This window comes from Methylibium sp. Root1272, assembly GCF_001425905.1.
Taxonomy (GTDB): Bacteria; Pseudomonadota; Gammaproteobacteria; order Burkholderiales; family Burkholderiaceae_C; genus Methylibium.
In genome coordinates this window covers 199,262-223,686 of record NZ_LMDY01000015.1, presented here as the reverse complement: position 1 = coordinate 223,686, position 24,425 = coordinate 199,262, and the positions used below count along the sequence as shown (strand labels likewise).

The window sequence follows — 24,425 nt, the reverse complement described above, 5'->3', positions numbered from 1 at the left end:
CGGCGCCGCCAGAGCAGGACGCGAACACCTTCGCGCCTCAACAGTTGGACACGAGGCCGGCAGTCGCATCGGCCACAATCCGCGGCATGAGTTTTCCGCTGGGTTCCCTGAGCAAGGACGCCGCGCCGCGCGACGGCGTCGCCGAGTTTTCCGCGCCGCGCTGGCGCCTGCAGTTCGCCGTCGTCTTCGGCGGCGTGCTGTGGCTGCTGGCCTTGCTGGCGCTCGCGACGCACAGCGGCAACGACCCGGCCTGGTCCACGTCCGGCATGGCCGACGAGATGCACAACCGGGCTGGTGTGCTCGGGGCCTGGTTCGCCGACATCGCCTTCTTCCTGTTCGGCTATTCCGTCTGGTGGGCGCTGCTGATCGCCGGTCGGGCCTGGCTCAGCGCGCTGGCCAAGCTGCTGCGGGCCGAGGACACGCCCGCGCGCAACGATGTCGTGGCGGCCCGGCCGGCCTGGCTTTTCTGGCTCGGCCTGGCGCTGGTGCTGGCGGCCAGCTGCTCGCTGGAGTGGACGCGCCTGTACCAGTGGGAGTCGCGCCTGCCGGGCGGGCACGGCGGCGGCGTGCTCGGCTATGCGATCGGCGGCCTCAGCATGAAAGCCATCGGCTTCACCGGCTCCGGCGTGTTCTGGATCGCCGCACTGGTGCTCGGCCTGCCGCTGGCGCTGCGCTTCTCGTGGTCGGCGGTGGCCGAACAGCTCGGCTCGTCGTTGGAAGGCCTGCGCGAGAAGCGCCAGGAGCGCATCGAGCGGGCCGAGGACATCCGCCTGGGCGAGCAGGCGATGCGCGAGCGCGAGCATGTCGTCGAGTTCGAGCGCGAGCAGTTCGACGACCACGTGCCGCTGGTGATCGAGGCCGCGGTGGTCGAACTGCCCAAGAGCGAGCGCGTCGCCAAGGAGAAGCAGAAGCCGCTGTTCACGGAGCTGGCCGACACCAAGCTGCCACAGGTGGACCTGCTCGACGCCGTGCCCGGCCGCATGGAGACGATGACGCCCGAGTCGCTCGAGATGACCTCTCGGCTGATCGAGAAGAAGCTCAAGGATTTCGGCGTCGAGGTGCGCGTGGTGGCGGCTTCGCCCGGCCCGGTGATCACCCGCTACGAGATCGAGCCGGCCACGGGTGTGAAGGGTTCGCAGATCGTCAACCTGGCCAAGGACCTGGCCCGCTCGCTCAGCCTCGTGAGCATCCGCGTCGTCGAGACCATCCCCGGCAAGAACTACATGGCGCTCGAACTGCCGAACGCCAAGCGGCAGACCATCCGGCTGTCCGAGATCCTCGGTTCGCAGGCCTACAACGATGCGAGTTCGATGCTCACCATGGGCATGGGCAAGGATATCGTCGGCGGACCGGTGGTCGCGGACCTCGCGAAGATGCCGCACGTGCTGGTGGCCGGCACCACCGGCTCGGGCAAGTCGGTCGGCATCAACGCGATGATCCTGAGCCTGCTCTACAAGGCCGAGGCGCGCGACGTGCGGCTGATCATGATCGATCCGAAGATGCTCGAGATGAGTGTCTACGAAGGCATCCCGCACCTGCTGTGCCCGGTGGTCACCGACATGAAGCAGGCCGCCAACGCGCTGAACTGGGGCGTGGGCGAGATGGAGCGCCGCTACAAGCTGATGAGCAAGCTCGGCGTGCGCAACCTCGCCGGCTACAACAAGAAGATCGACGAGGCCACGGCCCGCGGTGAGAAGCTGCCGAATCCCTTCAGCCTCACGCCGGAGGCGCCCGAGCCCCTGGAGCGCCTGCCTCACGTCGTGATCGTGATCGACGAACTGGCCGACCTGATGATGGTGATCGGCAAGAAGATCGAGGAGCTGATCGCTCGCCTGGCGCAGAAGGCGCGTGCCGCCGGCATCCACCTGATTCTGGCCACGCAGCGGCCCAGCGTCGACGTGATCACCGGGCTGATCAAGGCCAACATCCCGACCCGCATCGCCTTCCAGGTGAGCAGCAAGATCGACTCGCGCACCATCCTCGACCAGATGGGCGCCGAGGCGCTGCTCGGCATGGGCGACATGCTCTACATGCCTTCGGGCACCGGCCTGCCGATCCGCGTGCACGGCGCCTTCGTCAGCGACGAGGAAGTGCACCGCGTGGCCGACTACCTGCGCAGCCAGGGCCAGCCGAACTACATCGAGGGCATTCTCGAAGGCGGCACGATCGAGGACGAGGCGGGTGCCGGCGGCGAGGGCGGTGGCGCGTCGGACGGCGAGGCCGACCCGATGTACGACCAGGCCGTGGGCATCGTGCTGCAGCACAAGCGCGCTTCGATCTCGCTGGTGCAGCGCCACCTGCGCATCGGCTACAACCGCGCCGCGCGCCTGCTGGAACAAATGGAGAAATCCGGACTCGTATCCAGCATGGCCACCAATGGAAATCGCGACCTGCTCGTGCCGGTGCGCAACGCCGAATGAGACCGGGCCGCGTCTGGCTGGCGGCGCTGTGCCTTGCGGCCGGCGCGGCGCACGCGGATGCGATCGACACGCTCAAGGGCTTCGTCGCCGAGGTGAAGACGGGGCGTGCGACATTCACGCAGACGGTCACTTCGCCCGATGGCGCGAAGAAGAAGATTTCCAGTGGCAGCTTCGAGTTCTCCCGACCCAACCGATTCCGCTTCGCCTACACCAAGCCGTACGAGCAGTTGATCGTCTCGGACGGCCAGAAGGTCTGGCTGCATGACCCCGACCTGAACCAGGTCACGGTGCGGCCCGTCGGCCAGGCGCTCGGTGCCACGCCGGCCGCCCTGCTGGCCGGCGCCTCGCTCGAGAAGGATTTCGAGCTCAAGGCGCTGCCCGACGACGGCGGCCTGCAGTGGGCCCAGGCGTTGCCGCGAATGAAGGAAGGTTCGTTCCAGTCACTGAAGGTCGGGTTCCGAGGCAAGACGCTGGCCGCGGTCGAGATCGTCGATGCCTTCGGCCAGCGCTCGCGGCTCGACTTCAGCCAGTTCGAGGCCGACGCGAAGCTGCCCGCCGACCGGTTCGGCTTCACGCCACCGGCCGGCGCCGACGTCATCGCCCAGTAGTCGCGTACGCCTGGGCGCGGGTCGCCCCGCTGCGACAATCGTGGCATGGCGTCGCCTTCCTCCCTGCTTTCTTCGACCGACGCGACCGCGTCCGGCGATGCGCCGCTCGCCGAGCGCCTGCGGCCGGCCGCACTCGACGAGGTGATCGGTCAGCGGCAACTGCTCGGCGAGGGCAAGCCGCTGCGGGCCGCGTTCGCGTCGGGCCGGCCGCATTCGATGATCCTCTGGGGCCCGCCGGGCACCGGCAAGACCACACTGGCGCGCCTGATGGCGCACGCCTTCGATGCCCAGTTCATCGCGATCTCGGCGGTGCTCGGCGGCGTGAAGGACATCCGCGAGGCGGTCGAGCAGGCTCAGGTGGCCCAGGGCATGGGCCGGCGCACCATCGTCTTCGTCGACGAGGTGCACCGCTTCAACAAGGCCCAGCAGGACGCCTTCCTGCCGCACGTCGAGTCGGGCCTGTTCACCTTCATCGGCGCCACGACCGAGAATCCGTCGTTCGAGGTCAACTCGGCGCTGCTGTCGCGCGCCACGGTGCACGTCCTGCGGCCGCTCGACGACGGCGAACTGGCCGAACTGCTGGAGCGCGGCCGGGCGCTGCTGGGTGGATCGCCGCTCAGCGACGCGGCCCGCACGCGGCTGGTCGCCTACGCCGACGGCGACGCACGCCGCCTGCTGAACACCTACGAGAACATCGCGCGCATGGCCGGTGCGGTGCTCGAGATCGACGAGGCCTTTCTCGAGCAGGCACTCGGCGAGCAGCTGCGCCGTTATGACAAGGGCGGCGACCAGTTCTACGACAGCATCTCCGCGCTGCACAAGAGCGTGCGCGGCTCCGACCCCGACGCGTCGCTGTACTGGTTCGTGCGCATGATCGACGGCGGCGTCGATGCGCGCTACGTCGCGCGCCGTCTGGTGCGCATGGCCAGCGAGGATATCGGCCTGGCCGATCCGCGCGCGCTGCGGCTCACGCTCGATGCAGCCGAGACCTACGAGCGCCTCGGGTCCCCCGAGGGTGAGCTGGCGCTGGCCCAGGCCGTGGTCTACCTGGCCGTGGCGCCGAAGAGCAATGCGGTCTACACCGCCTACAAGGCGGTGCGCGCCTTCGTGAAGAGCGACGGCAGCCGCCCGGTGCCGATGCATCTGCGCAATGCGCCGACCGCGCTGATGAAGCAGCTCGATCACGGCAAGGGCTACCGCTACGCGCATGACGAGGAGGGTGGTTTCGCGGCCGGCGAGCGTTACCTGCCCGACGGCGTGGACCAGCAGTTCTACGTCCCCGTGCCGCGCGGGCTGGAGATCAAGATCGGTGAAAAGCTCTCCCAGCTGCGGGAGCTCAACGCCGCCGTCGAGGGGAAAAGACGCCGCGATTCCTGATCCATGGCGTTTTGCCAGCGGGACTTCCCGCAGCGGAGCGCCCGATTTCGCTGTCTACAATGCGCCGCGTCCGATGACAGGACGATGAACAAAGCCCGCAGCTGGCGGGCTTTTTGCTAGACATCGCAATCGCGGCCTACCGGCCGCTCGGCGGTGCAGCGGCGCTGATCCACAGCGCCCGTACAGGGAGACCTCACGATGGACATCTTCATCCAGCAGATCATCAACGGCCTGGTGCTCGGGAGCATGTACGCTCTCGTCGCGCTGGGCTACACGATGGTCTACGGCATCATCAACCTGATCAACTTCGCCCACGGCGAGGTGCTGATGGTGGGCGCGCTCACCAGCTGGACGGTCGTCACGGTGCTGGCGGCCGTCGGGCTTCCGGGCTGGCTGTTGCTGCTGATCTCGCTGGTGGCGGCCATCATCGTGTGCTCCGCGCTCAACTTCGCGATCGAGAAGATCGCCTACCGCCCGCTGCGCAATGCACCGCGCCTGGCGCCGCTGATCACCGCGATGGGCATGAGCCTGCTGCTGCAGACGCTGGCGATGATCATCTGGAAGCCCAACTACAAGCCCTATCCGATCCTGCTGCCCAGCGAACCCTTCGACGTGTTCGGTGCGGTGATCAACACGACGCAGATCCTGATCCTGGTCGTCACCGCGCTCACGCTGGCCGGCCTGATGTTCCTCGTCAACAAGACCAAGCTCGGCCGTGCGATGCGCGCCACCGCCGAGAACCCGCGCGTCGCCGGCCTGATGGGCGTGCGGCCCGACACGGTGATCTCGGCCACCTTCGTCATCGGGGCCGCGCTGGCCGCACTGGCCGGCGTGATGTACGCCGCCAACTACGGCTCGGTGCAGCACACGATGGGCTTCCTGCCCGGGCTCAAGGCCTTCACCGCGGCGGTGTTCGGCGGTATCGGCAACCTGCCGGGCGCGATGGTCGGCGGCGTGTTGCTGGGCCTGATCGAGTCGATCGGTTCCGGCTACATCGGCCAGCTCACAGGCGGCATCCTGGGCAGCCATTACCAGGACATCTTCGCCTTCATCGTGCTGATCCTCATCTTGACGCTCAGGCCCCAGGGCTTGCTCGGCGAGCGCGTGGCGGACCGGGCCTGAGCGGGAGACGACCATGATGAAGAACAAGCTCGTCGTCTTCCTCGTCGCAGGCGTGCTGTTGCTGCTGACGCCACTGATCGCGCAATACTTCGGCAACGCCTGGGTGCGCATCATCGACATCGCGCTGCTCTACGTGCTACTGGCGCTGGGGTTGAACATCGTCGTCGGCTATGCCGGCCTGCTCGACCTCGGCTACATCGCCTTCTACGCCGTCGGTGCCTACCTGTTCGGCCTGCTGGCCAGTCCGCACTTGGCGGAGAACTTCGCGGCGGTCCGCGCGATGTTCCCCAACGGCATGCACACGCCGCTGTGGTTCGTGGTGCCGCTGGCGCTGGCGGTTGCCGGCACGGCGGGCGTGATTCTCGGTGCACCGACGCTGAAGCTGCGCGGCGACTACCTCGCGATCGTCACGCTCGGCTTCGGCGAGATCATCCGCGTGTTCCTGAACAACCTCGACGCGCCGGTCAACATCACCAACGGCCCCAAGGGCGTGTCGCAGATCGACTCGATCAAGTTCTTCGGGCTCGACCTCGGCCGCACGCTGGACCTGGGCTTCATCTCGCTGCCCTCCGTCACGCTGTACTACTACCTGTTCCTCGCGATGGTGATCGTGAGCGTGATCATCTGCTACCGGCTCGAGCGCTCGCGCATCGGCCGGGCCTGGATGGCGATCCGGGAGGACGAGATCGCCGCCAAGGCCATGGGCATCAACACCCGCAACATGAAGCTGCTCGCCTTCGGCATGGGCGCCAGCTTCGGCGGCGTCGCCGGCTCCATGTTCGGTGCCTTCCAGGGCTTCATCTCGCCGGAATCGTTCTCGTTGCAGGAATCGATCATGGTGGTGGCGATGGTGGTGCTGGGCGGCATCGGCCACATCCCGGGCGTCATCGTCGGCGCGCTGCTGCTCGCGGCGCTGCCCGAGGTGCTGCGCTACGTGGCCGGGCCGTTGCAGGAAATGAGCGGCGGCCGGCTCGATTCAGCGATCCTGCGCCAGCTGCTGATCGCGCTGGCGATGATCGCCATCATGCTGGCGCGCCCGCGTGGCCTGTGGCCGTCGCCGGAGCACGGCAAGGCGGCACCGCCGCCGAGCGGTGGCGTTCAACCCGTCCCCGCGAAGTGAGGAGAACGACATGACGAACACCGTTCTCCGCGTGGCCAACGTGTCCAAGCGCTTCGGCGGCCTCCAGGCCCTGAGCGACGTGGGCATCACCATCGACCGCGGCCAGGTCTACGGCCTGATCGGCCCCAATGGCGCCGGCAAGACCACCTTCTTCAACGTCATCACCGGCCTGTACACGCCGGACTCGGGAGTTTTCGAGCTCGAAGGCAAGGCCTACAAGCCGAGCGCCGTGCACGAGGTCGCCAAGGCCGGCATCGCGCGCACCTTCCAGAACATCCGTCTGTTCGCCGACATGACGGCGCTCGAGAACGTGATGGTCGGGCGCCACATCCGCACCAAGTCGGGGCTGATCGGCGCAGTGCTGCGCACGCCTGGCTTCAAGCACGAGGAAGCGGCCATCGCCAAACGTTCCCAGGAACTGCTCGACTACGTCGGTATCGGCAAGTACGCCGAGTACAAGGCCCGCACGCTGAGCTACGGCGACCAGCGCCGGCTGGAGATCGCCCGCGCGCTCGCCACCGAGCCCAAGCTGATCGCGCTCGACGAGCCGGCCGCGGGCATGAACGCGACTGAGAAGGTGGTGCTGCGCGAGCTGATCGACCGCATCCGCAAAGACGGCCGCACCATCCTGCTGATCGAGCACGACGTGAAGCTGGTGATGGGACTGTGCGACCGCGTGACGGTGCTCGACTACGGCAAGCAGATCGCCGAGGGCGCGCCGGCCGACGTGCAGCGCAACGAGAAGGTGATCGAGGCCTATCTGGGCGCCGGTCACAAGGCCCACTGAGCGAGGAGCATACGATGGCAGACACTTTGCTCAAGGTCACCGGACTCAAGGTCGCCTATGGCGGCATCCAGGCCGTGAAGGGCGTTTCGCTCGAGGTCAAGCAGGGCGAGCTGGTGAGCCTGATCGGCGCCAACGGTGCCGGCAAGACCACCACGCTGAAGGCGATCACCGGCCTGCAGCCGGTGGGTAGCGGCGAGATCGAATTCATGGGCCGCAACATCAAGGGCCAGGGCGCCTGGGACCTGGTGAAGCAGGGCCTGGTGATGGTGCCCGAGGGGCGCGGCACCTTCACCCGCATGACCATCACCGAGAACCTTCAGATGGGCGCGTTCACGCGCACCGACAAGGAGATCGACGCCGACCTCGAGAAGGTCTTCGGCATCTTTCCGCGGCTGCGCGAGCGGCGCAACCAACTGGCCGGCACGATGAGCGGCGGCGAGCAGCAGATGCTCGCGATGGGGCGCGCACTGATGGCGCGGCCGAAGGTGCTGCTGATGGACGAGCCCTCGATGGGCCTGTCGCCGATCATGGTCGACAAGATCTTCGAGGTGGTCAACGACATCCACAGCCAGGGCACGACCGTGCTGCTGGTCGAGCAGAACGCCAGCCGCGCCCTGCAGCTCGCGACGCGCGGCTACGTGATGGAGTCGGGCGAGGTCACGATGAGCGGCGAGGCCAAGGCGCTGCTCAACGACCCGAAGGTGAGGGCGGCCTACCTGGGGGAGTGAGCAGCACTGCAGCTCAGTGCTCGTCGGCCTCGCTGGTGAACGAGTCGGCGTAGAAGGCCTCCGCCGGCAGGCCGCACCGGGCGACGAAGTCGCGCTGGGCGGCGTCGACCATCACCGGGGCGCCGCAGGCGTAGACCTCGTGTCCGCTCAGATCGGGCAGATCGGCCATGACTGTCTGGTGGACGAAGCCGGTGCGGCCCATCCAGGCATCCTCAGGGCGCGGCTCCGACAGCACCGGCACGTAGCGCAGATTCGGCAGGTCGGCGGCGGCCTGCAGCGCCCAGTCGTGCAGGTAGAGGTCGGCCTGGCTGCGGCAGCCCCAGTACAGCACCGTGTCGCGCGCGATGCCCTTGAACTGCATCTGTTCGATGATCGCCTTGATGGGGGCGAAGCCGGTGCCCGAGGCGAGCAGCACGATCGGCCGGGAAGAGTCCTCGCGCAGGAAGAAGCTGCCGAACGGGCCTTCCATGCGCAGGATGTCCTTCTCCTTCATCGCGCCGAACACGTGGTCGGTGAACTTGCCGCCGGGCATGTGGCGCAGATGCAGTTCCAGCCCGTCGGCTGCCCGGTGCGGTGCGTTGGCCATCGAGTAGCTGCGGCGCGCTCCGTCGCGCAGGATGAACTCGACGTACTGGCCGGCGTGGTACTTCAGCACCACATTGGCAGGCAGCTGCAGCTTCAGGATCGCGACATCGGGCGCGACCTTGTTCAGCGAGCCGACGCGGCAGGGCATCTTCTGCACCGCAAACTCGCCGGCACCGGCCACGGTGCGGGCCTCGATCAGCAGGTCGGTCTGCGGGGTGGCGCAGCAGGTCAGCAGCCAGCCGGCTTCCTCTTCGGCCACGCTCAACGCCTTGAGCTGGTGAGCGCCGTGGATCACCCGGCCGTCCAGCAGCCGGCTCTTGCACGAGCCGCAGGCGCCGTCACGGCAGCCATAGGGCAGGCCCACGCCGGCGCGGATGGCAGCTGGCAGCACCGCCTCGTCGCGGGCGACCTCGAAGCTGCGGCCACTGGGCTGCAACGTCACCTTGAAATTCATTTCGTTATCCTCGAACACGATTCGAACCAGACAGGATTGTGCCCGCCGTCCCCGGCGCGCCGCCGCTTCCCTCACCCATGCCCACACCCCCTCCCAGTCGTCCCGCCCGCTTCCGCAAGCCGCGCCTGTTGATCGTCGGCTGCGGCGACGTGGGGCAGCGCGTGCTCGCGCAGCTCGCCGGGCGTTACCGCGTGGTGGCGCTGACCTCGCAAACGTCGCGTGTGGAGACGCTGCGAGCGCTCGGTGCGCGCCCGTTGCTCGGCGACCTCGACTGGCCGGTGACGCTCGGGCGGCTCGGTGCGCTGGCCCCGCGGGTCTTGCACCTGGCGCCGCCGCCGGGCACCGGCGAAGGAGATCCGCGCACCGCGTCGCTGTTGCGGGCGCTGGCGCGCGGCGGCGTCACGCAGCGCATCGTCTACGGCAGCACCAGTGGCGTGTACGGCGACGCAGACGGCGCGCGCTTCGACGAGACGCGCGCGGTCGCGCCGGCCACCGCGCGGGCTCGGCGGCGTGTCGCGGCCGAGGCCCGGTTGCGCTGGCACGGTCGCGCCTTCGGCGTGCGGGTGACGCTGCTGCGCATCCCGGGGATCTATGCCACCGACCGACCCGGTGGCGCGCCGCGCGAACGCGTGGTGCGCGGCACGCCGGTGCTGGTGGCGGACGAGGACGTCTACACCAACCACATCCATGCGGATGATCTGGCCCGCAGTTGCATTGCGGCGCTGCACCGGGGCCGCCCGCAGCGGGTGGTCCATGCCAGTGACGACACCGAGATGAAGATGGGCGACTACTTCGATCTCGTGGCCGATCTGGCCGGCCTGCCGCGGCCGCTGCGCATCACGCGGGCGGCCGCGGGCGAGGCGATATCCCCGGCCGGGCTGAGCTTCATGAGCGAATCGCGGCGGCTGATCAACCGCCGCCTGCACGAGGAGTTGCGCGTCGCGCTGCGCTACCCGACGGTGCGCGAAGGATTGCGCGGTGGGTGAGGGCTCCGCTCAGATGCCGCGCGCGCGGCGCAAGGTCTGCGTGCGGTCGATGCTGTGTACGGGTACCGACTGCATCCGGCCTTCACGCAACACCTCGATCGTCAGGTCGCGTTCGGCGTTGCCGCCGTTCCAGAGCATCTTGTAGAAGGACTCGAGGCCTCCGACCGTCGCCCCGTCGAGTCGGCGGATCAGGTCGCCGGGTCGCAGCCCGGCCGTCTCGGCCGGGCTGTCGCGGCTCACGCGCATCACCCGCAGGCCGTCGTCCTGCTCGACGCAGTTCACACCCAGCCAGGCGCGCATGCTGGCGCGTGACAGGCCTCGCTCGCGCAACTCCGCGAAGACCGGCGGCAGCAGGTCGACCGGAACGAACATGTTGCCCGCACGCCGCGTGCCGTCGCCCTGCGCACTGGGCACGAGCAGCGAGCCGATGCCGATCAGTTCACCTTGCGCGTTGAAGAGCCCCGCACCGCTGTGGTCGGGGCGAGCCGGGCTGGTGAACAGCGCGCCGTCGATGTGGTACTCCCAGTAGCCGGAGAAACCGCGTCGCGAATCCAGTTGCGCGGCGCTCAGTGCCCCATCGTCGCCGCCGCTGACGAACAGCAGCGGGTCGCCCTCCGCAACCTTGTGGGCTTGCCCCATCTGCGCAGGCTCGATGCCCAGCGGCAGCACCGCCTGCACCAGGCCGAAGCCGGACGCCAGGTCGTAGCCCACCACACGGGCCGGCATGCGCTTGCCGCTGTCGAGCACCAGCTCGACCTCTTCCGCCTCGAGGATCAGGTAGCCGATCGTCAGCACCAGGCCGTCGCTGGCGATCACCACCCCGGAGCCGGCGCGGCGTTCCCCCAGCGTGTCGATCGTGCTGGCATCCTCGGTCGCGGTGCTCTGCACCCCGAGCACGGCGTCGCTGGCGCGCTTCAGTGCGAGACGCTGGCCGCCGTTCCCGGCGACCTCGCCTTCGCTTTCGGGGGGTGGGGCTGTCTGCGCAACGCCGGCGGCGAGGCTGAGAACGACGGCGAACGACAGGCGAAGCAGAAGGGCGGGTGCCATCGCGACCTCCACAAGGGGTGATCGCAGCATGAACCGCCGTCGAACCCGATGGGAACCTGAGGGCTTTGCGCCAGGCGAAAAACGGGAGCGAGAGCGAGGGCCCGGGCTTCGCGCCGGGGCCGACCTCAGTGCCGACCGAACGGGGCCTGGCCGCGCCAGTAGCGGATCATCAGCCAGCCCCCGGCCATTCCGCCCAGGTGGGCAAAGTGCGCGACTCCGCCGGTCGGGCTGATGAAGCCGAGCAACAGTTCCAGGCCGCCGAACACCATCACGAAGGTGCGCGCCTTCATCGGGATGGGCGGGAACAGCGGCATGATGGTGCGGTTCGGGAACAGCATTCCGAAGGCCAGCAGCAGGCCGAACAGGCCGCCCGAGGCCCCGACGGTCGGATAGGGCGAGTTGAGCAGCCAAGCCACCAGCAATTGCGCTGCCGCGGCAGCCAGCACGCTGGCGCCGTAGAACTGCACGAAGCGCTTCGTTCCCCACAGGCGCTCGAGCTCCGCGCCGAACATCCACAGGCCCAGCATGTTGAAGAACAAGTGGCCGATGCCGCCGTGCAGGAAGGCATAGCTCGCTACCTGCCAGGGCATGAAGCCACCGCCCAGGGGCCACAGCGCGAACAGCCGCGTGAACCACAGGCCGAGGAACTGGTCGAGGCAGAACACCGCGACGTTGATCAGGATCAGGGCCTGGGTGATCGGGGGCAATGGAGGCATGTGGCGCGGGCGGGTCGGCTGCAGCGCGGCTGCCGGTGCATGGGGGAGTGGTGCCTCGGGTCGGACTCGAACCGACACTCATTGCTGAACGGGATTTTGAGTCCCGCGCGTCTACCGATTTCGCCACCGAGGCACGGATGAGTCGCGGCGATTCTGCCACGGGGACTTTGGGCTGCTGCCACAATTGCCTCAGAAAGGTGCCCCGATGCCTCGTTATCTGACCGTTGAAGACACGATCGGCCGAACCCCGCTGGTTCGCCTGGTGCGCCTGCCGGGCGCCGAGAACGAGCGGCGCGGCAACGTGATCCTCGGCAAGCTCGAGGGCAACAACCCGGCGGGGTCGGTGAAGGACCGTCCGGCCATCAGCATGATCCGCCGCGCCGAGGAACGCGGCGAGATCAAGCCGGGCGACACCCTGATCGAGGCCACCTCGGGCAACACCGGCATCGCGCTGGCGATGGCAGCGGCCATCCGCGGCTACCGCATGCTGCTGATCATGCCGGAGGATCTGTCGATCGAGCGGGCGCAGTCGATGCGCGCCTTCGGAGCCGAACTGGTGCTGACACCCAAGGCCGGCGGCATGGAGTACGCGCGCGACCTGGCCGAGCGGCTGCAGCGCGAAGGCAAGGGCCGGGTGCTCGACCAGTTCGCCAATGCCGACAACCCGCGCGTCCACGTCGAGACCACCGGCCCGGAGATCTGGGACGACACCGAGGGGCAGATCACGCACTTCGTCAGCGCGATGGGCACCACCGGCACGATCACCGGCGTATCCACCTATCTGAAGTCGAAGAACCCCGGCGTGCGTATCATCGGCGCGCAGCCCAGCGAAGGCTCGCGGATCCCCGGCATCCGCAAGTGGCCCGAGGCCTACCTGCCGAAGATCTACGAGCCCAGCCGTGTCGACGAGACCATCAACGTCAGCCAGTCGGACGCCGAGGACATGGCACGGCGGCTGGCACGCGAAGAAGGTCTGTTCGCCGGCATTTCGGCGGCTGGGGCACTGTGGGCCGCGCTGGAGGTCGCCAGGACTGTCGAGAACGCGACCATCGTGTTCATCGTCTGCGACCGCGGCGACCGCTATCTGTCGACCGGGGTCTTCCCGGCCTGAGCCTTCGATGTCGCACGCGTTCCGGTTCTGTCCGAACTGTGCCAGCGCGCTCGAATGGATCGTCGCGGCCGAGGACGGCGGCGACAAGTCCCGGCTGCGTTGCCCCCAGTGCACCTGGACCCACTGGAACAACCCCACGCCGGTGCTGGCGGCGGTGCTGGAATGCGAGGATCGCGACGGCCGCCTGCTGCTGGCGCGCAACGCGGCCTGGGCGGGCAGGAACTTCGGTCTGATCACCGGTTTCATGGAGGCCGGCGAGACCCCGCAGGAGGGTATCGCGCGCGAGGTGCTGGAAGAGACCGCGCTGGTTGCCAGCAGCGTCGAGCTGATCGGTGTCTATGATTTTCAGCGGATGAACCAGCTCATCGTGGCCTACCACGTGAGGGCGCAGGGTGAGATCGTGCTGTCGCCGGAACTGGTCGAGTACCGCCTGTTCGAGCCGGCCGAGGTGAAGTGCTGGACCGCCGGCACCGGGTATGCACTGGCCGACTGGCAGCGCGCCCGCGGCATCGAGCCGCAGTGGATCGAATGGGGCCGCGCGTCGGCCTAGAATCGTTGCAACGGGGGATATCGATGGAAGCGAACAAGGAACTCGACACACGGGGGCTGAACTGCCCTCTGCCGATCCTGAAGGCGAAGAAGGCACTGGCCGACATGAGCAGCGGTCAGACGCTGAAGGTCGTCGCTACCGACCCCGGCTCGGTGCGCGACTTCCAGGCCTTCGCCCGCCAGACCGGCAATGAACTGGTCGACCAGCAGACGGCCGGTGAGGAGTTCATCCACTGGTTGCGCCGGCGCTGACGTCGGCGGACAAGTGATGAGAAAAGCCGCCCTCGGGCGGCTTTTTCGCGAACGGGGGCGCCGTTCCGGGTCAGAGCGCCAGCGTCTTCAGGTACTCGCGCACGCTGGCACCGATCTGCGGATGGGCCATGCCCAGCTCGATGTTGGCTTGCAGGAAGCCTTCCTTGCTGCCGCAATCGTAGCGCTTGCCCTCGTAGGTGTAGGCGAACACCTTCTGGCGGCGCAGCAGGCCGGCAATGCCGTCGGTCAGCTGGATCTCGCCACCCACGCCGCGCGGCTGGCTGCGGATCTCGGTGAAGACGTCCGGCATCAGGATGTAGCGTCCGGCCACGCCGAGGCGTGACGGCGCGTCGGCCGGAGCCGGCTTCTCGACGATGCGGGACACGTCCATCATGCGGTCGTTCACCGGCGTGCCGGCAACGATGCCGTAGCGGCGGGTCTGGTCCTCGGGCACCTCCTGCACCGCGAGGATCGAGGCGCGCCACTCGTCGAACTGCTCGACCATCTGCGTCAGGATGGGCTTCTCGCCGACCATCAGGTCGTCGGCCAGCAGGACCGCGAAGGGTTCATTGCGCACCAGCCGCTCGGCGCACAGCACCGCATGCCCCAGGCCCAGCATCTTGGACTGGCGCACGTAGACGCATTCCATGTCGTCGGGCTTGACCTGGCGGACCAATTCCAGCAGTTCGGCCTTGCCGGCGGCCTCGAGCTCCATCTCGAGCTCGTACGCCATGTCGAAGTGATCCTCGATCGGGCGCTTGCTGCGTCCTGTCACGAAAATCATCTCGCGGATGCCGGCGGCGTAGGCCTCCTCGACGGCATACTGGATCAGGGGCTTGTCGACGACCGGCAGCATTTCCTTGGGCTGCGCCTTGGTGGCCGGCAGGAATCGGGTGCCGAGGCCGGCCACGGGGAAGATCGCCTTGTTGATCAGCATGTACTTACAATCGTGAGAGAAGTTCGAATCATTCTGTCATGCAGCTTCTGTCACGCGCTCCCCTGGTCAAGTGGGCTTGTGAACTTATGTCACGGTCCGGCTTGAGTCATCATCGGCCGCCATGGATCTGCTGATTGTCGAACCGATCGAAAGCGAGGTACTGAGCTGGTTGCAGGCTCGGCACCGGGTGCGCTATGCGCCCGAACTGGCGCGCGATGCGCGCGCTTTCCGCCAGACGCTGTTCAACGTGCGCGCCGCGGTGCTGCCGCCGCAGCTGCGGATCGATTCCGAGGCGCTGTCGTTCGCTCCCTTGCTGCGTGCCGTGGCACGCGTCGAGCCCGGACTGGAGAACATCGATGTCGATGCCTGCTCGCGCGCGGGCGTCGAGTTGGTGCGGGGCGCAGCCGCCACGGCGCCGGCCGAGGCCGAGTTCATGATCGGCGCGCTGATCACCCTGCTGCGCCCGGGCGCCGGTGGCGGCCGGGTCACGACCGGCCGCGAACTGGCCTCGGTGACGGTCGGTCTGGTGGGCTTGGCGCCGGCGGCGCGCTCGCTTTCGGCCATGCTCAGCGGCTTCGGCACGCGGCTGGTCGGCTACGACCCGACCTTGCACGCGAGCGACATTCTCTGGGGCCGCTGGCGCATCGAGGCAATGGGTTTGCGCGAGCTGCTCGAGACAGCCGACGCCGTCTGCGTGCAATTGCCCTACTACAGCCGTTATCAGGGCCTGTTCGGCGAGCGCTACCTGCCGCAGTGCAAGCCGGGGCAGGTGCTGGTCAGCACCTCGCATTCGGCGCTGTTCGACGAGGCCTCATTGGCAATGGCGCTGCGCAGCGGCCGCATCGCGAGCGCCTGGCTCGACAGCGTGGAGCCCGGGCTGCTCGATCCGGGCCGGCCGCTGAACGGCGCACCCAACCTGCACACGACCTCGCGGCTGGCCGGCTACACGCAGGAGTCGCGCGTCCGGAGCGTCTGGGCTGTGGCCCAGCGGCTCGACGAGATTCTCAGCCAGACCCCGCCGTTGGCACGCGAACTTCGCGTGGCGGTGTCGCCGCCGCACGGCCCGGTGTCGGGTCCGGCGCCGCTGAGTGCGCAGCCCGATGACCTGCCGACAGACGGTGCCGTCGTCGTCGAGGACGACGAAGACGATCTCGATCCGCCGCGGCCCCCGCTGTCGGCCGAGGCCGACGAAGCCCGGCTCAGCCCAAGCGCGAGCGCTGAGCCCGCAAGCGATCCAGCGTCGCGCTGAAATCGGCGAGGCGCTGTCGCTCCTGCGCCACCACGGCAGCCGGGGCGCGGGCGACGAAGCTCTCGTTGCCGAGCTTGATTTCAGCCTTGACGATCTCGCCTTCGAGCCGCGCCACTTCCTTGGACAAACGCTCGCGCTCGGCCTCCACATCGATCTCCACATGCAGCGCCAGTCGCGCATCGCCGTGCACCGATACCGGCGCGGCGGTGGTGGCCTGCACGAAGCCGGCTTCCGAGTCGATCACGCGCACGTCGCTGAGCTTGGCCAGGGCCTTCAGCAACGGTGTCGCTTGCGCCATGAAGCCAGCGTCGCCAAAACTCAGCAGCGGCACGCGCTCGGCCGGTGAGAGGCTCATCTCCGAGCGCAGGTTGCGGCAGGCGCCGACCAGCGCCTTCAGCTTCGCTACCCAGGCGTCGGCCTGGGCGTCGATGCGGTCCAGTTGCGGCTGCGGGTAGCGCGCCGTCGCGATCGACTCATCGCTGCCGGCGACCTTGCGCTGCGCGACCGGTGCGACGGCCTGCCACAACTCCTCGGTGATGAAGGGCGTCAACGGATGCAAGAGGCGCAGCACTGTCTCGAGCACGCGGATCAACGTGCGGCGGGTAGCGCGCTTGATCGCGTCGTCACCGGTCGCGATCTGCACCTTGGCAATCTCGAGATACCAGTCGCAGTACTCGTCCCAGACGAAGCTGTAGACGGCGTTCGCCACGTTGTCGAGCCGGTATTCGGCAAAGCCCTTCTGCACCGCCGCCTCGACACGCTGCAGCTCGCTGGTGATCCAACGGTCTGCGTTCGAGAAATCCAGGTAGCCGCCCGGCACGCACTGCTCGGCCGTGTGGTCGGCGAAGCCGCAATCATGGCCTTCGCAGTTCATCAGCACGAAGCGCGTCGCGTTCCAGAGCTTGTTGCAGAAATTGCGATAGCCCTCGCAGCGCTTGGTGTCGAAATTGATGTTGCGGCCCAGACTCGCGTAGCTGGCCATCGTGAAGCGCAGCGCGTCGGCGCCGTAGGCGGGCATGCCCTCGGGAAATTCCTTCTTCACGCGCGCGGCGACCTTCGGCGCGGTCTCGGGCTTGCGCAGGCCGGTGGTGCTCTTCTTCACCAGCGTGTCGAGGTCCACGCCCTGGATCAGGTCCACCGGGTCGAGCACGTTCCCTTCGGACTTGCTCATCTTCTTGCCTTCGCCGTCGCGCACCATGCCGTGGATGTAGACGGTGCGGAACGGCACGCGGCCGGTGAAGTGAGTCGTCATCATGATCATCCGGGCGACCCAGAAGAAGATGATCTCGTAGCCGGTGACCAGCACGCTCGAGGGCAGGAAGAGCTCGAGCTCCTTCGTCTGCCGCGGCCAGCCCAGCGACGAGAACGGCACCAGCGCCGACGAGTACCAGGTGTCGAGCACGTCCTCGTCGCGCGTCAGCGTGCCGTCGTAGCCGGCCGCACGCGCCTTGGCCCGCGCCTCGTCCTCGCTGCGCGCGACGAACAGCTCACCGCCGCTGCCGTACCAGGCCGGGATCTGGTGGCCCCACCAGAGCTGGCGCGAGATGCACCAGTCCTGGATGTTCTTCATCCACTGGTCGTAGGTGTTGACCCAGTTCTCGGGCACGAACTTCACTTCGCCCGAGGCGACCGCATCGATCGCCTTCTGCGCGATGCTCCTGCCGTCCGGGCCCGGCTTGCTGACGGCGACGAACCACTGGTCGGTCAGCATCGGCTCGACCACCTGACCGGTGCGCGCGCAGCGCGGCACCATCAGCTTGTGCTTCTTCACCTCGACCAGGAGGCCCTGGGCCTCGAGGTCGGCGACGACCTTCTTGCGCGCCACGAAGCGGTCCAGCCCGCGATACGCCTCGGGCGCCGCATCGTTGACCTTCGCGTCCAGCGTCAGGATGCCGATCACCGGCAGCCCGTGGCGCTGGCCGACCGCGTAGTCGTTGAAGTCGTGTGCCGGCGTGACCTTGACCACACCGGTGCCGAAGGCGCGGTCGACGTAGTCGTCGGCGATCACCGGGACCGTGCGGTTGCACAGCGGCAGCGCCACCTGCTTGCCGATCAGCGCCGCGTAGCGCTCGTCCTCGGGGTGCACCATCACCGCGGTGTCGCCCAGCATCGTCTCCGGCCGCGTCGTGGCCACGACGAGCGAGCCGCTCCCGTCGGCCAGCGGGTAGCGGATGTGCCACAGGAAGCCGTCTTCCTCCTCGCTCTCCACCTCCAGGTCCGAGACCGCCGACTTCAGCACCGGGTCCCAGTTCACCAGCCGCTTGCCGCGGTAGATCAGGCCCTGCTCGTAGAGCTGCACGAAGGTGTCCGTCACCACCGGCGACAGCTTCTCGTCCATGGTGAAGTACTCGTGCTGCCAGTCCACGCTGGCGCCGACCCGGCGCATCTGCTGCGTGATCGTCGAGCCCGAGTGCTCCTTCCACTCCCACACCTTGGCGACGAAGTTCTTGCGGCCCAGGTCGTGACGGCTCTGCCCCTGCTGTTCCAGCTGGCGCTCGACGACGATCTGCGTCGCGATGCCGGCGTGGTCGGTGCCCGGCACCCACAGCGTGTTCGCGCCCTGCATGCGGTGGTAGCGCGTCAGCGCGTCCATGATGGTCTGGTTGAACGCATGCCCCATGTGCAGCACGCCGGTCACGTTGGGCGGCGGCAACTGGATGGCGAACGAGGGCTTTGCGGCGTCGAGCGTCGGCACGAACAGGCCGCGCTGCTCCCAGACGGGAGCCCACTTGGCCTCGATCGGGCCGGGTTCGAAGGATTTCGCGAGTTCGGTCATGGCAGGCCTGGAAGGAAAACGGCGCCCATGGGGCGCCGTTTCCGCTGGGTCGAAGCCCGCATTCTACGAGGCAGCCCGACGGGGCCGCGCCGCGGCGGGACGACCGCGCGTCACTTGGGCAGGCGGCCGATCTCGATCAGCTCCGCGTGGGCCTCGTGCAGCTTGCCGGTCACCGCATCGACCTCGACGCGAATGTCGTCGCCGTTCGCCAACTCGATGTCGAACTCGTAGACCGGCGTCCCGTCGGCCTCGATTTCGTACTCGACACGCTCGACCTTGCCCGGGTGCTTGGCCAGCGCGATCTTGGTAGCGTCGGCCTCGCTGATCTTGGCCTTGTCCTTGAAGCCGGCCTCGTCGGCCGACTTGAAGCGCTGCTCGCTCTCGACGATCTTGCCGGTGGCGCCGCTGCATTCGACGTCCCAGAGCTTGCCGTCCTTGCCGTCGACCTCGATCTCCCACACCGGCTTGCCGTCCTCCGGCTTCAGCACGACCTGCAGCACGGTGCCCGGGTGCTTGGCCAGCACCGTCGGGATGCATTTCTCGATGCCGACGCTGACCTTGGGGATCTTCGGCACCGCGGCCGCGCCGGCGCTCCAGAAGGCAAGAACCGAGATCGCAGCGACGAGCGGGAGTGCCTCGTGCAGCGTACGGCGACGCGTTGTTCGATGCAGATGCATGGTGGACCTTTCTGATGCGGGAGAGGGGCAGACTGGAAAGCGAATCAGGACGTCGGGGACAAGCAGCGGATCGCGCTGTGTGCAACAGGATTTTCTCCCGACCTGCAGGTTTGAACGCCTGTTCGATCGAAAGCGGTGCGTGGCTGCGCAACACTCCCTGCGTCGCGTCGAACGCGTCGCTTGAACGCCCCTCCAAGTCCTTGGCCCGATGTCCGACTGGCTCGATCCCCTGCTGACGCGCACCGACGATCCGGCTGGCGGTGGCCCCGCCACTGCCAGTGACAAGCGCACGCTGATCGTCGAGGCCGCGCTCGACGTGCTGCTGGCCGACGGCATCGGGAAGCTGTCGATGCGGCGCGTGGCCCGGGAAGCCGGTGTGGCGCTCGGACTGGCGCATTACTACTTCGAGTCGAAGGGCGAACTGATCGCGGCCTTGGTCGGCGCCGGCGCGCGTCGCCTGCGCGCGGAAGACCCGCCACTGCAGACCGGCGACGATTCAGACGCCGGGCCCTGGTTCGGGCGAGCCGGGCGGCTCGTCACCTCGGATCGGATCCGCCTGTCCGCCGACATCGACAGCGCTGCCTTGCGCGACCCGGTGGTGGCGGAGGCCGCCGCGCAGCGTCACAGCGACGCGGAATCCGAAATGGGCCGTCAACTGGCCTCGGTCGCCGCCGCGGCGGCGACCGAGCTCGACGATCTGTCCTCGCTGAGCGCGGTGGTCGCCGCCGCGCTCGACGGCCTGGCCGTCCGTGCCCTGATCGATCCGTCGTTCGATCTGGCTGCAGCGCATGCCGCGCTGCAGCGCCTGCTGCAGGCACGTCTGGCCGCGCAGGGTGTCGCGTCGAGATTGCGGACGGCGGCGGCCTTGTAGCGCGGCACGCACTCGTCGCCTCAGCGCGCGGCGCATGCCTCCAGCGCAATGCCACGCAGCCGCGCCTCGCGATCCACCCACCACGCCATGCCCTGCAGACGTTCCGGCTTGGCGCCATCGGGGATACGGAGTGCTCGCCACTGCGTCGAGCGCCGGCCGTCCGCGTCCAGCACCAGCGGGCCGGCCACGCTGCGCACCAGGCGCCGCGCGACCGGGCTGCCGTCGCTGCCGGCCGGGATGTTCTCGATCAGGGCCAGATAGACCTCGGCGCCCTCGGGGGGCTTGCCGCTGGCCTGAAGTTGCAGGCCCAGGTAGCCGTTCCAGGCGGGGCCGCCGCCCACCGTCAGGCGCACGGTCGGTCGCCTGGCGAGCGGCCAGCGGAATTCTCGCGTGTCGTCGGCCGAGGGGAGGGCCGCCAGCGCCTGCCGGCGGGCACCGGCCTCGGGCAGGGCGCCCGCGGCCAGCGGGGCGTCGGCCCCGGCGGCGCCGGGCTCGATCCAGTCCAGCACCCAGGTCGAGCGCGGCAGCGGGCGCGCAGCGGCGCCGGACCAGCAGGTTTCGCAGTCGGACGACATCAGCCGCTCGATGACCTCGCGCGGCGCGCTGCAGGGCGGCGCAGCCGCGTGAGCGAGCGCGGTGAGCAGCGTGGCGCCGGCTGCGGTCAGGAGGGGGAGGCGCAAGGCTCAGCCATGCCGCCGCGCACGTGCGGCATCGAGGAACTCGCGCAGGATCGGCCGGCCGTCGAGCTGATCGGGATGGAACTGGCGCTGCGCCATGAACTCCGGGTGCCATTGCATGCCGAACACATAGCTCGGTCCGCGCCAGCGCACCGCCTCGATCAGGCCGTCGGGGACCGCGACCGCCTCGATGTTCAGTTCGCGGCCCAGGTCCTTGATCGCCTGGTGGTGGATGGAGTTGATCTCGGCCCGGTGCGTGCCCGGATAGAGCCCGGCGAGTCGGCTGCCCTGCACCAGGCTGACCTCGTGGAACTGGTTGTCGTAGCGGGCATCGTCGACGTGGGCGATGGCGGTAGGCACCTGGGTCGAGATGTCCTGGTAGAGCGTGCCGCCGAAGGCGACGTTGATCAACTGGCAGCCGCGGCAGATGCCGATCACCGGCTTGCCGGCCGCGACGAAGGCATTGAACAGCTCGATCTCGTAGCGGTCGCGCACCCGGTCGCCGGCCCAGGCGGGCGCCAGCGGGGTCTCGCCGTAGCTCTCGGGGGCCACGTCGGCGCCGCCCTGCAGGACCAGGCCGTCGAGCCGCTCCGCATAATTGGCCAGGCTCACCTCGCTGGGCTGCAGCAGCCCCTCGCGCTCGACGGGCGGGATCATCAGCGCCAGTGCGTCGGGCTGCAGCACCCAGTGCGCCACCGATTGCTCCAGGTAGTGCAGGGTCCGGGTGAAGATGCCGCCGATGTCGGCCACCGGCGTGATCGGATGGTAGATGCGCGCGGAGATGCCGATGAGCAGCGCGTCGGACATGGCGAGAGCGGTCGAGGTGACGATGGTGTCGAGGATACCCTTGGACCTGCGCGCGGCTCCATAGAATCCCCGGATGAATGTGTCAGTTGAAAACGATCGTGCGCCCCGGGGTGAATCGGCTGGCCTGCTGCGCCATCTGAACCCGGAGCAACTCGCTGCGGTCACGCTGCCGGCGGGCAATGCGCTGATCCTCGCGGGCGCCGGTTCCGGCAAGACGCGGGTGCTGACGACCCGCATCGCCTGGCTGGTGCAGACGGGCCAGGTCTCGCCGGCCGGCGTGATGGCGGTGACCTTCACCAACAAGGCCGCGAAGGAGATGCTCACGCGGCTCTCCACGCTGCTGCCGGTGAACCCGCGCGGCATGTGGATCGGCACCTTCCACGGCCTGTGCAACCGCTTCCTGCGCGCGCACTGGAAGCTGGCGGGCCTGCCTCAGGGTTTCCAGATCCTCGATGCGCAGGACAGCGTCTCGGCGGTCAAACGCATCGTCAAGGCGATGAAGCTCGACGAGGAGCGCTACATCCCCAAGCAGTGCGCCTGGTTCATCGCTGGCGCCAAGGAAGACGGCCTGCGTCCGAAGGACGTCGAGGTGCGCGACGAGCTCACCCGCACCCAGCAGGCCATCTACCAGGCCTACGAGGACCAGTGCCAGCGCGAGGGCGTGGTCGACTTCGCCGAGCTGATGCTGCGCACCTACGAGCTGATGCGCGACCACGCCGAGCTGCGCCAGCACTACCAGCGGCGCTTCCGCCACATCCTGGTCGACGAGTTCCAGGACACCAACCGCCTGCAGTACGCGTGGCTGAAGATGTTCGCAGGCACCGACAACAACGTGCTCGCCGTCGGCGACGACGACCAGAGCATCTACGCCTTCCGCGGCGCGCGCGTCGGCAACATGGCCGACTTCGAGCGCGAGTTCCACGTGCAGCAGGTCGTCAAGCTCGAGCGCAACTACCGCAGCTTCGGCAACATCCTCGACAGCGCCAACGCGCTGATCGCACACAACTCGCGCCGCCTGGGCAAGAATCTGCGCACCGAGGCCGGCCCCGGCGAGCCGGTGCGCGTGTTCGAGGCCACCAGCGACTTCGCCGAGGCGCAGTGGTTCCTCGACGAGGCGCGCCAGCTGCAGCGCGACGGCTCGCCGCGCAGCGAGATCGCGGTGCTCTACCGCAGCAACGCGCAGAGCCGCGTGATCGAGAGCGCGCTGTTCAACGCCGGCGTGCCCTACCGCGTCTACGGCGGCCTGCGCTTCTTCGAGCGTGCCGAGATCAAGCACGCGCTGGCCTACCTGCGGCTGATCGAGAACCCGAACGACGACACCAGCTTCCTGCGTGTCGTCAACTTCCCCACGCGCGGCATCGGCGCACGCACGATGGAGCTGCTGCAGGACGCCGCGCGCAGCAGCGGCCGCAGCCTCTGGCAGGGCGTCGGTGCGATCGCCGGCAAGGGCGGCTCGAACCTCGGGGCCTTCACTGCATTGGTCGATGCGATGCGCGACGCGACGCGCGGCCTCACGCTGCGCGAGATCATCGAGCACGTGGTGCAGGCTTCCGGCCTGGCCGACTTCTACCGCAACGAGAAGGAAGGCGCCGAGCGGCTGGAGAACCTGGATGAACTGGTCAACGCCGCCGAGGCCTTCGTCACGCAGGAGGGTTTCGGCAAGGACGCGGTGGCGCTGCCGGTCGACGAGCAGGCCGGCCGCATCGCCGAGGGACTGCCGGCCGCGGTGGCGTTGGTCGACACCCAGCCCGATGCCGAGACGGGCGAGATCATGAGCCCGCTCGCGGCCTTCCTCACCCACGCCGCGCTCGAGGCCGGCGACAACCAGGCGCAGGCCGGCCAGGACGCTGTTCAACTGATGACGGTGCACGCCGCCAAGGGCCTGGAGTTCGACCAGGTCTTCATCACCGGCCTGGAAGAAGGACTGTTCCCGCACGAGAACGCGGCCGCCGACCTCGACGGGCTGGAGGAAGAGCGGCGCCTGATGTACGTCGCCATCACGCGCGCCCGCAAGCGGCTCTACCTGAGCTTCAGCCAGACCCGCATGCTGCACGGTCAGACCCGCTACAACCTGAAGAGCCGCTTCTTCGATGAACTGCCCGAGACCGCGCTGAAGTGGCTGACGCCGAAGCTGCAAGGCTTCGGCTCGGGCTACGCACGCGACTACCAGGCCGCGTGGCAGCGCGGTTCGGGGCTGGGCTCGATGGTGGGCGCGGGTCGGGTCGCGGCGGCACCGGCAGCGTTCGAAGCTCAGGCGCGCAGCACGCCGAACGGGCTGCGGTCCGGCCAGGGCGTGTTCCACACCAAGTTCGGCGAGGGCGTGATCGTCACGCTCGAGGGCGTCGGCGCCGATGCCCGCGCCCAGGTCAACTTCGGCCGCCACGGCATGAAGTGGCTGGCGCTCAGCGTCGCGAAGCTGACACCGGTCGACTGAGAACGCGGCGCGCGCGCAACACCGCCGCCCGCTCGGCGCTCCGTGCTGGTGCGTTGTGGTCCCTGCTGAGACAGCCGGGAACAACTTGTAAGCAAATGCTGCGCTGCTCACAAAGGTTTGTCCTTGCTTGTTCGC

General features: G+C 68.4%; 22 protein-coding genes and 1 tRNA gene. 14 read left to right on the top strand and 9 right to left on the bottom strand.

Going from position 1 to position 24,425, the window contains the following annotated elements; translation table 11 throughout:
* Positions 1-86: 86 nt before the first annotated feature.
* The 7 genes from ASC67_RS15265 (at position 87) to ASC67_RS15235 (ending at position 8,162) form a co-directional block, all read left to right on the top strand.
* Complete coding sequence (locus tag ASC67_RS15265) at positions 87-2,420, top strand: DNA translocase FtsK (protein ID WP_056322909.1); 2,334 nt, start codon at positions 87-89, stop codon at positions 2,418-2,420.
* Positions 2,417-3,028, top strand: coding sequence for an outer membrane lipoprotein chaperone LolA (gene lolA, locus ASC67_RS15260; protein ID WP_056322904.1), 612 nt, complete (start codon positions 2,417-2,419; stop codon positions 3,026-3,028). The genes ASC67_RS15265 and lolA overlap by 4 nt, the downstream gene beginning before the upstream one ends.
* 45 nt (positions 3,029-3,073) lie before the next feature.
* The gene (locus ASC67_RS15255; protein WP_056322899.1) at positions 3,074-4,405 is read left to right on the top strand and encodes a replication-associated recombination protein A; all 1,332 of its coding nucleotides are present in this window, start codon (positions 3,074-3,076) and stop codon (positions 4,403-4,405) included.
* A gap of 198 nt (positions 4,406-4,603) precedes the next feature.
* The gene (locus ASC67_RS15250) at positions 4,604-5,527 is read left to right on the top strand and encodes a branched-chain amino acid ABC transporter permease (protein ID WP_056322894.1); all 924 of its coding nucleotides are present in this window, start codon (positions 4,604-4,606) and stop codon (positions 5,525-5,527) included.
* 16 nt (positions 5,528-5,543) lie between these two features.
* On the top strand, positions 5,544-6,647 hold the full coding sequence (locus tag ASC67_RS15245) for a branched-chain amino acid ABC transporter permease (RefSeq protein ID WP_056323204.1): 1,104 nt from the start codon (positions 5,544-5,546) through the stop codon (positions 6,645-6,647).
* Between the two features lie 10 nt (positions 6,648-6,657).
* Positions 6,658-7,434, top strand: coding sequence for an ABC transporter ATP-binding protein (locus ASC67_RS15240; protein WP_056322890.1), 777 nt, complete (start codon positions 6,658-6,660; stop codon positions 7,432-7,434).
* 14 nt (positions 7,435-7,448) lie between these two features.
* Complete coding sequence (locus ASC67_RS15235; RefSeq protein ID WP_056322885.1) at positions 7,449-8,162, top strand: ABC transporter ATP-binding protein; 714 nt, start codon at positions 7,449-7,451, stop codon at positions 8,160-8,162.
* Between the two features lie 13 nt (positions 8,163-8,175).
* Here ASC67_RS15235 and ASC67_RS15230 read toward each other — a convergent pair whose 3' ends face one another.
* Positions 8,176-9,201, bottom strand: a complete 1,026-nt coding sequence (locus tag ASC67_RS15230; RefSeq protein ID WP_056322882.1) for a CDP-6-deoxy-delta-3,4-glucoseen reductase — start codon at positions 9,199-9,201, stop codon at positions 8,176-8,178.
* Positions 9,202-9,278: 77 nt separating this feature from the next.
* Between ASC67_RS15230 and ASC67_RS15225 the strand changes: the two genes are divergently transcribed.
* Entirely contained in the window at positions 9,279-10,187 is a 909-nt protein-coding gene (locus ASC67_RS15225; protein ID WP_056322878.1) for an NAD-dependent epimerase/dehydratase family protein, read from the top strand.
* A 9-nt stretch (positions 10,188-10,196) separates the two neighbouring features.
* Here the strand turns inward: ASC67_RS15225 and ASC67_RS15220 are convergent, their stop codons facing one another.
* The 3 genes from ASC67_RS15220 to ASC67_RS15210 all read right to left on the bottom strand — a co-directional run bounded on the left by ASC67_RS15220 (position 10,197) and on the right by ASC67_RS15210 (position 12,083).
* Positions 10,197-11,234: a S1C family serine protease gene (locus ASC67_RS15220; RefSeq protein WP_235566345.1), complete on the bottom strand. Its 1,038-nt coding sequence runs from the start codon at positions 11,232-11,234 to the stop codon at positions 10,197-10,199.
* A gap of 125 nt (positions 11,235-11,359) precedes the next feature.
* Positions 11,360-11,950, bottom strand: coding sequence for a rhomboid family intramembrane serine protease (locus tag ASC67_RS15215; RefSeq protein ID WP_056323198.1), 591 nt, complete (start codon positions 11,948-11,950; stop codon positions 11,360-11,362).
* Between the two features lie 48 nt (positions 11,951-11,998).
* Positions 11,999-12,083, bottom strand: a tRNA-Leu gene (locus tag ASC67_RS15210).
* Between the two features lie 72 nt (positions 12,084-12,155).
* Between ASC67_RS15210 and cysM the strand changes: the two genes are divergently transcribed.
* Genes cysM through ASC67_RS15195 form a run of 3 tightly spaced genes read left to right on the top strand, consistent with a single transcriptional unit; the run spans position 12,156 to position 13,862 of the window.
* Entirely contained in the window at positions 12,156-13,061 is a 906-nt protein-coding gene (gene cysM / locus ASC67_RS15205) for a cysteine synthase CysM (protein WP_056322870.1), read from the top strand.
* Between the two features lie 7 nt (positions 13,062-13,068).
* The gene (locus ASC67_RS15200; protein ID WP_056322863.1) at positions 13,069-13,611 is read left to right on the top strand and encodes an NUDIX domain-containing protein; all 543 of its coding nucleotides are present in this window, start codon (positions 13,069-13,071) and stop codon (positions 13,609-13,611) included.
* Between the two features lie 23 nt (positions 13,612-13,634).
* Positions 13,635-13,862, top strand: a complete 228-nt coding sequence (locus ASC67_RS15195; protein WP_056322858.1) for a sulfurtransferase TusA family protein — start codon at positions 13,635-13,637, stop codon at positions 13,860-13,862.
* Positions 13,863-13,932: 70 nt separating this feature from the next.
* Here ASC67_RS15195 and galU read toward each other — a convergent pair whose 3' ends face one another.
* Positions 13,933-14,799 carry a UTP--glucose-1-phosphate uridylyltransferase GalU gene (gene galU, locus ASC67_RS15190; RefSeq protein WP_056322853.1) on the bottom strand — a complete coding sequence of 289 codons (867 nt, stop codon included), beginning with the start codon at positions 14,797-14,799 and terminating at the stop codon, positions 13,933-13,935.
* Between the two features lie 121 nt (positions 14,800-14,920).
* Here galU and ASC67_RS15185 point away from each other — a divergent pair, with 121 nt between their 5' ends.
* Positions 14,921-16,048, top strand: coding sequence for a D-isomer specific 2-hydroxyacid dehydrogenase family protein (locus tag ASC67_RS15185; protein WP_056322849.1), 1,128 nt, complete (start codon positions 14,921-14,923; stop codon positions 16,046-16,048).
* On the opposite strand, the gene ASC67_RS15180 is transcribed toward ASC67_RS15185, so the two are convergent.
* Together ASC67_RS15180 and ASC67_RS20815 are read right to left on the bottom strand one after the other, a co-directional pair.
* The gene (locus tag ASC67_RS15180; RefSeq protein WP_056322846.1) at positions 15,999-18,824 is read right to left on the bottom strand and encodes a valine--tRNA ligase; all 2,826 of its coding nucleotides are present in this window, start codon (positions 18,822-18,824) and stop codon (positions 15,999-16,001) included. The genes ASC67_RS15185 and ASC67_RS15180 overlap by 50 nt on opposite strands.
* Positions 18,825-18,934: 110 nt before the next feature.
* Positions 18,935-19,501 carry a PepSY domain-containing protein gene (locus tag ASC67_RS20815; protein WP_056322841.1) on the bottom strand — a complete coding sequence of 189 codons (567 nt, stop codon included), beginning with the start codon at positions 19,499-19,501 and terminating at the stop codon, positions 18,935-18,937.
* A 208-nt stretch (positions 19,502-19,709) separates the two neighbouring features.
* Between ASC67_RS20815 and ASC67_RS15170 the strand changes: the two genes are divergently transcribed.
* On the top strand, positions 19,710-20,372 hold the full coding sequence (locus ASC67_RS15170; protein WP_056322837.1) for a TetR/AcrR family transcriptional regulator: 663 nt from the start codon (positions 19,710-19,712) through the stop codon (positions 20,370-20,372).
* A 20-nt stretch (positions 20,373-20,392) separates the two neighbouring features.
* Here ASC67_RS15170 and ASC67_RS15165 read toward each other — a convergent pair whose 3' ends face one another.
* Both ASC67_RS15165 and ASC67_RS15160 read right to left on the bottom strand, forming a co-directional pair.
* Complete coding sequence (locus ASC67_RS15165) at positions 20,393-21,052, bottom strand: hypothetical protein (protein ID WP_056322834.1); 660 nt, start codon at positions 21,050-21,052, stop codon at positions 20,393-20,395.
* A gap of 3 nt (positions 21,053-21,055) precedes the next feature.
* Positions 21,056-21,856, bottom strand: a complete 801-nt coding sequence (locus ASC67_RS15160) for a gamma-glutamyl-gamma-aminobutyrate hydrolase family protein (protein WP_056322830.1) — start codon at positions 21,854-21,856, stop codon at positions 21,056-21,058.
* Between the two features lie 73 nt (positions 21,857-21,929).
* Here ASC67_RS15160 and ASC67_RS15155 point away from each other — a divergent pair, with 73 nt between their 5' ends.
* Positions 21,930-24,290 (top strand): UvrD-helicase domain-containing protein, encoded by a 2,361-nt coding sequence (locus ASC67_RS15155; RefSeq protein WP_056322827.1) that lies wholly within the window; start codon positions 21,930-21,932, stop codon positions 24,288-24,290.
* The last annotated feature ends 135 nt before the right edge of the window (positions 24,291-24,425 follow it).

What these genes read in the sequence shown, in the direction of transcription:
- ASC67_RS15265 (WP_056322909.1), top strand. Translation starts at nt 87, where the DNA reads ATGAGTTTTCCGCTGGGTTCCCTGAGCAAGGACGCCGCGCCGCGCGAC.
- lolA (WP_056322904.1), top strand. Translation starts at nt 2,417, where the DNA reads ATGAGACCGGGCCGCGTCTGGCTGGCGGCGCTGTGCCTTGCGGCCGGC.
- ASC67_RS15255 (WP_056322899.1), top strand. Translation starts at nt 3,074, where the DNA reads ATGGCGTCGCCTTCCTCCCTGCTTTCTTCGACCGACGCGACCGCGTCC.
- ASC67_RS15250 (WP_056322894.1), top strand. Translation starts at nt 4,604, where the DNA reads ATGGACATCTTCATCCAGCAGATCATCAACGGCCTGGTGCTCGGGAGC.
- ASC67_RS15245 (WP_056323204.1), top strand. Translation starts at nt 5,544, where the DNA reads ATGAAGAACAAGCTCGTCGTCTTCCTCGTCGCAGGCGTGCTGTTGCTG.
- ASC67_RS15240 (WP_056322890.1), top strand. Translation starts at nt 6,658, where the DNA reads ATGACGAACACCGTTCTCCGCGTGGCCAACGTGTCCAAGCGCTTCGGC.
- ASC67_RS15235 (WP_056322885.1), top strand. Translation starts at nt 7,449, where the DNA reads ATGGCAGACACTTTGCTCAAGGTCACCGGACTCAAGGTCGCCTATGGC.
- ASC67_RS15230 (WP_056322882.1), bottom strand. Translation starts at nt 9,201, where the DNA reads ATGAATTTCAAGGTGACGTTGCAGCCCAGTGGCCGCAGCTTCGAGGTC.
- ASC67_RS15225 (WP_056322878.1), top strand. Translation starts at nt 9,279, where the DNA reads ATGCCCACACCCCCTCCCAGTCGTCCCGCCCGCTTCCGCAAGCCGCGC.
- ASC67_RS15220 (WP_235566345.1), bottom strand. Translation starts at nt 11,234, where the DNA reads ATGGCACCCGCCCTTCTGCTTCGCCTGTCGTTCGCCGTCGTTCTCAGC.
- ASC67_RS15215 (WP_056323198.1), bottom strand. Translation starts at nt 11,950, where the DNA reads ATGCCTCCATTGCCCCCGATCACCCAGGCCCTGATCCTGATCAACGTC.
- cysM (WP_056322870.1), top strand. Translation starts at nt 12,156, where the DNA reads ATGCCTCGTTATCTGACCGTTGAAGACACGATCGGCCGAACCCCGCTG.
- ASC67_RS15200 (WP_056322863.1), top strand. Translation starts at nt 13,069, where the DNA reads ATGTCGCACGCGTTCCGGTTCTGTCCGAACTGTGCCAGCGCGCTCGAA.
- ASC67_RS15195 (WP_056322858.1), top strand. Translation starts at nt 13,635, where the DNA reads ATGGAAGCGAACAAGGAACTCGACACACGGGGGCTGAACTGCCCTCTG.
- galU (WP_056322853.1), bottom strand. Translation starts at nt 14,799, where the DNA reads ATGCTGATCAACAAGGCGATCTTCCCCGTGGCCGGCCTCGGCACCCGA.
- ASC67_RS15185 (WP_056322849.1), top strand. Translation starts at nt 14,921, where the DNA reads ATGGATCTGCTGATTGTCGAACCGATCGAAAGCGAGGTACTGAGCTGG.
- ASC67_RS15180 (WP_056322846.1), bottom strand. Translation starts at nt 18,824, where the DNA reads ATGACCGAACTCGCGAAATCCTTCGAACCCGGCCCGATCGAGGCCAAG.
- ASC67_RS20815 (WP_056322841.1), bottom strand. Translation starts at nt 19,501, where the DNA reads ATGCATCTGCATCGAACAACGCGTCGCCGTACGCTGCACGAGGCACTC.
- ASC67_RS15170 (WP_056322837.1), top strand. Translation starts at nt 19,710, where the DNA reads ATGTCCGACTGGCTCGATCCCCTGCTGACGCGCACCGACGATCCGGCT.
- ASC67_RS15160 (WP_056322830.1), bottom strand. Translation starts at nt 21,856, where the DNA reads ATGTCCGACGCGCTGCTCATCGGCATCTCCGCGCGCATCTACCATCCG.
- ASC67_RS15155 (WP_056322827.1), top strand. Translation starts at nt 21,930, where the DNA reads ATGAATGTGTCAGTTGAAAACGATCGTGCGCCCCGGGGTGAATCGGCT.